A 3,335-nucleotide genomic window follows, 5' to 3' on the forward strand; every position below is an offset into this window, starting at 1 on the left:
ACCTCGCCGCCGACCCCGAGGCCGTGCAGGCGGGCCGCGTGCAGATCGTGAAGCTGCGCGTCATCGAGAACACCGGCGAATACCGCGCGGGGGAGTGGATCCCGCACGACGCCCCGACCACGCACTACGTGGAAGCGAAGTTCGAACTCGGCGAGCACGTGCTCGCCTCCCTCCACAAGGGAGACGCCGTGATCGTCGTCGGCTACGAGCGCACCGTCGCCTGGGGCGACGGCGAGAACCGCCGCACCGGCCGCGTCCTCGAAGCCGACGCCATTGGCCCCAACCTCACCCGCGCGACCGCCGTCGTCACCACAACCACCCAGCGCGCACCCCGCCGCAGCGCCGCCCCCGCGGCTGAGTAAGTTGGTCGGCATGTGGGACGGGATCGCTCTGCTGCTGGCCGTGACAGGTGCCGCGCTCGTCGTCGCCGGTATCGTGCCGCTTTATCGCGACTCCGAGCTCCACTCCGCGCAGGTGTCCGAGGTCGCGGTCGACAAGCGCGCCCGGGCCCGCGGCGCACTCCTCGCGGCCGTTGTTCTCTTCTCCGCAGCCACTGTCGCCCTCCTCGCCGGCACCGCCGGCCCGTGAGGGGCGACCCTTCACACTCCCCGAGTGCCCCGTTGCGGGGCGCGAGCTGCGCGCGCGGCGGTGACGGAGCACCGCACGTCGAAAGCCGTGATGCGGCCCAGTCTCCGACGCCTCCGGCTCGGGGTTCATCCCTCGACGTAGCGTGCGCAGTCGCCGGAACCGTGCACATCTGCCGGATCGGCGCAGTGCAGGAGTGACCAGCTGGCACCCACGCCCGTGGGCTCTTCAAGACCGTTGTGGCGATCGAACGCTGTCGTCGTGTACACGTCGACGCCGTCGATCGAGCCACCGACGAACGCGAACGAGACGATCGGGTCACCTTCGGTGGTCGGTGTGCTCCAAGCCAGTTCCGCATCCTCTCCTGCGAGGGCGGCCGTCGCGAGGCAGGCTCGAGCCTCGCTAGGCAGGTCACTTCCTTGCTCAAGAACGTATTCGCCGCAGCTTGAACTGGCGTCGCTAACGGCGACGACGCCACCAGCATCAGGAAGGTTGCGAGCGGCGACGATCGGATCGCCGTTCGGCGCTTTCGACGCAGGTTCAGGCGCAGTCGCGGAGCAACCGCTGGCCAGAGTAAGCACCGCGATCGCGATCGCAGCTACCGTCAGGCGGTTCATCCGCCCACCGTATCCGCCAGCGCCGCATACCAGCCAAGGAACCAAGCGGGCGGGCCGGCGCCGCCCGCCCGTGAGGGGCGGCCCCCTCACGCTCCCCGGTGTCCCGTTCCGGGGCGCGAGCTGCACTCGCGCAGCGGCGACGGAGCGCCGCCAATGGGAGGCCGCGATGCGGCCCGTTCCACCCGTTTTCTTCACCTCTCCGCGGTTTCAACCTATTTCGCTCCACCGGCTCCGTGACACCGAGAGCGGACGCGCCCTGCGGGCTTATTTCGCCCGCTCTCGGTGTCACTGCGCCGCCTCCACTCAAGCGGTTTTCCCCGCCGGAGAGGCAAAGAAAAACGATCAGCCAGAGGGAGCACCCACACCATGCAGACCGCCACCGACTTGCAGACCACCGCGAAGACCTACCTCACCCTCGCGAACACCCGCGCGGTCGACGTCCGCGTTGTGGGCACCGACCCCACGACGATGCCCTCGGTGCACGTCACCCGCCGCAAGTCCGGGGTCTGGGAGGCGTGGCACTCCGACCAGCTGCACGGCATCACCAGCGGCTCATTCCGCCACTGCGTCGCCCACGCCCGCCGCGCAGCGATCCGCCGCGTCGCCCCGTTCCTGAACCGCTGAGAGGACCACACCATGACCCGCACCGACACAGGCCGCGCCACGGCCGAACAGCTCGCGCTCATCCTCGCGACCAGTCGCGACGAGGACCCGGAGAACACCACCGCGACCGACGCGGAGATCCTCGCGCACACCCGCAACACGCTCGGACTGCCGGGGGAGTGCGGACCCGGCGGGATGCCTGTCTACGACGACGGCACCGCCGAGGCTGCCGCGTTGATCGCGTTCCTGACGCCCGCCGAGTAGCGCGGGGGAGGGGCCGGCCTTCGGGCCGGCCACGAGGGGTGACCCCCTCGCGCTCCCCCGTGTTCCGCCGGAGGCGGGGCGCGAGCTCCGCACGCGCAGCGGTGACGGAGCACCGCCGGCGGGAGCCGCTACGCGGCAGGTCCTTTGCTCGCCTGGCTCACGCTCGGCATCGCGTTCCTCCTGGGACACGCGGTCGCGCGTGGTCATCGGTCGCGAGGAAGTCAGACCTCCGGCACCCAGATGTCGGCTACGCCGGCCTGCAGGCGCATCTCGCCGAGTTTCAGTTGCTTGCGGAGACGAAGCCGGGTGTAGGGAACCAGGACCACCAGCGCGATGCCCTCCCGGTGTTCCGACTCGACTCGGATGGCCTCACCGCTCCCGCTGATCGTGACCACGCTGACGTACGCGACCGCCCGCAACGACTGCCGGTTCTCTCTGCTCGCACGCCGGAGCTCGTCGAGGTCCGCCTGGGACGAGTTGTTCCCGCGACCCGGCTCCTGCTCCACCATGCTCAGAACGCTGCGCCCGTCGGTGTCGATCGAGGCGGAGAACGGGCCGAGCTCGCCGCGCTTTCCGAGAGCCTCAACGGCGCGAGTCATCGTCAGATCGAGAAGGCCGTCGAGATCCTCTTGCGCTTCGGCTGATGCCGTCTCACGCCACATCATCATCTGCACACACTGCCACAGGCCGCAGTCTCGCGCTGGACGGAACCGCGGTCGCGTATACGGCGAAGGCCACACCCGTCTCCCCGGTCGGGGGCGCGAGCTGCGCTCGCGCAGCGGTGACGGAGCACCGCCGGCGGGAGCCGCTGCGCGGCGCGTTTCTAGGTTTTCTTCACCTCTCCGCGGTTTCAACCTATCTCCCTCCATCGGCTGCGTGCCGTCTCTCTCGGACGCGCCCTTCGGGCTTGTTTCGCCCGTGATCGGCGTCACTCCGCCGACTCCACTCAATTGGTTATCACTCGCCGGAGAGGCAAAGAAAAACGATCAGGAAGACGACAAAAGCCCCGTAGTTGGTCTAGAACCACGGGACTTGTCACCTTCATGGTCGCACACCGATTGAGGAGAAACCATCGTGACTATCACCACCGGAACCGGGACCATTCAGCACATCGACCCGACCGCCCTCGTGATCGAGGCGAACGTGCGCACCAGCGCCCCGCTGACGAAGGACTTCATCGCGTCGATCCGCGAGAACGGCGTCATCACCCCGGTCCTCGCCCGCCGCGACGAGCACGGCAACGTCATCGTCCGCGCCGGACAGCGC

At 69.0% G+C, this 3,335-nt stretch carries 7 protein-coding genes; 5 read left to right on the forward strand and 2 right to left on the reverse strand.

What is annotated here, in order from left to right; translation table 11 throughout:
- Nucleotides 1-362: single-stranded DNA-binding protein (locus C5C95_RS17625; protein ID WP_374954319.1), on the forward strand; the 362-nt coding region annotated here is incomplete at its 5' end.
- Between the two features lie 10 nt (nucleotides 363-372).
- Complete coding sequence (locus C5C95_RS16965) at nucleotides 373-588, forward strand: hypothetical protein (protein WP_104324909.1); 216 nt, start codon at nucleotides 373-375, stop codon at nucleotides 586-588.
- Between the two features lie 125 nt (nucleotides 589-713).
- Here C5C95_RS16965 and C5C95_RS17225 read toward each other — a convergent pair whose 3' ends face one another.
- Complete coding sequence (locus C5C95_RS17225) at nucleotides 714-1,202, reverse strand: hypothetical protein (RefSeq protein ID WP_146084294.1); 489 nt, start codon at nucleotides 1,200-1,202, stop codon at nucleotides 714-716.
- A gap of 366 nt (nucleotides 1,203-1,568) precedes the next feature.
- On the opposite strand from C5C95_RS17225, the gene C5C95_RS16970 reads away from it, so the two are divergent.
- Complete coding sequence (locus tag C5C95_RS16970) at nucleotides 1,569-1,826, forward strand: hypothetical protein (protein WP_104324910.1); 258 nt, start codon at nucleotides 1,569-1,571, stop codon at nucleotides 1,824-1,826.
- 12 nt (nucleotides 1,827-1,838) lie between these two features.
- On the forward strand, nucleotides 1,839-2,069 hold the full coding sequence (locus tag C5C95_RS16975) for a hypothetical protein (RefSeq protein ID WP_104257587.1): 231 nt from the start codon (nucleotides 1,839-1,841) through the stop codon (nucleotides 2,067-2,069).
- A 221-nt stretch (nucleotides 2,070-2,290) separates the two neighbouring features.
- On the opposite strand, the gene C5C95_RS16980 is transcribed toward C5C95_RS16975, so the two are convergent.
- On the reverse strand, nucleotides 2,291-2,737 hold the full coding sequence (locus C5C95_RS16980) for a hypothetical protein (protein ID WP_146086164.1): 447 nt from the start codon (nucleotides 2,735-2,737) through the stop codon (nucleotides 2,291-2,293).
- 406 nt (nucleotides 2,738-3,143) lie between these two features.
- Here C5C95_RS16980 and C5C95_RS16985 point away from each other — a divergent pair.
- A partial coding sequence (locus C5C95_RS16985; RefSeq protein ID WP_181125747.1) for a ParB N-terminal domain-containing protein occupies nucleotides 3,144-3,335 on the forward strand: 192 nt, incomplete at its 3' end.

This window comes from Rathayibacter sp. AY1B7, from assembly GCF_002932735.1.
GTDB lineage: Bacteria > Actinomycetota > Actinomycetes > Actinomycetales > Microbacteriaceae > Rathayibacter.

Coding starts and splice junctions, on each gene's coding strand:
- C5C95_RS16965 (WP_104324909.1), top strand. CDS start 373: ATGTGGGACGGGATCGCTCTGCTGCTGGCCGTGACAGGTGCCGCGCTC.
- C5C95_RS17225 (WP_146084294.1), bottom strand. CDS start 1,202: ATGAACCGCCTGACGGTAGCTGCGATCGCGATCGCGGTGCTTACTCTG.
- C5C95_RS16970 (WP_104324910.1), top strand. CDS start 1,569: ATGCAGACCGCCACCGACTTGCAGACCACCGCGAAGACCTACCTCACC.
- C5C95_RS16975 (WP_104257587.1), top strand. CDS start 1,839: ATGACCCGCACCGACACAGGCCGCGCCACGGCCGAACAGCTCGCGCTC.
- C5C95_RS16980 (WP_146086164.1), bottom strand. CDS start 2,737: ATGATGATGTGGCGTGAGACGGCATCAGCCGAAGCGCAAGAGGATCTC.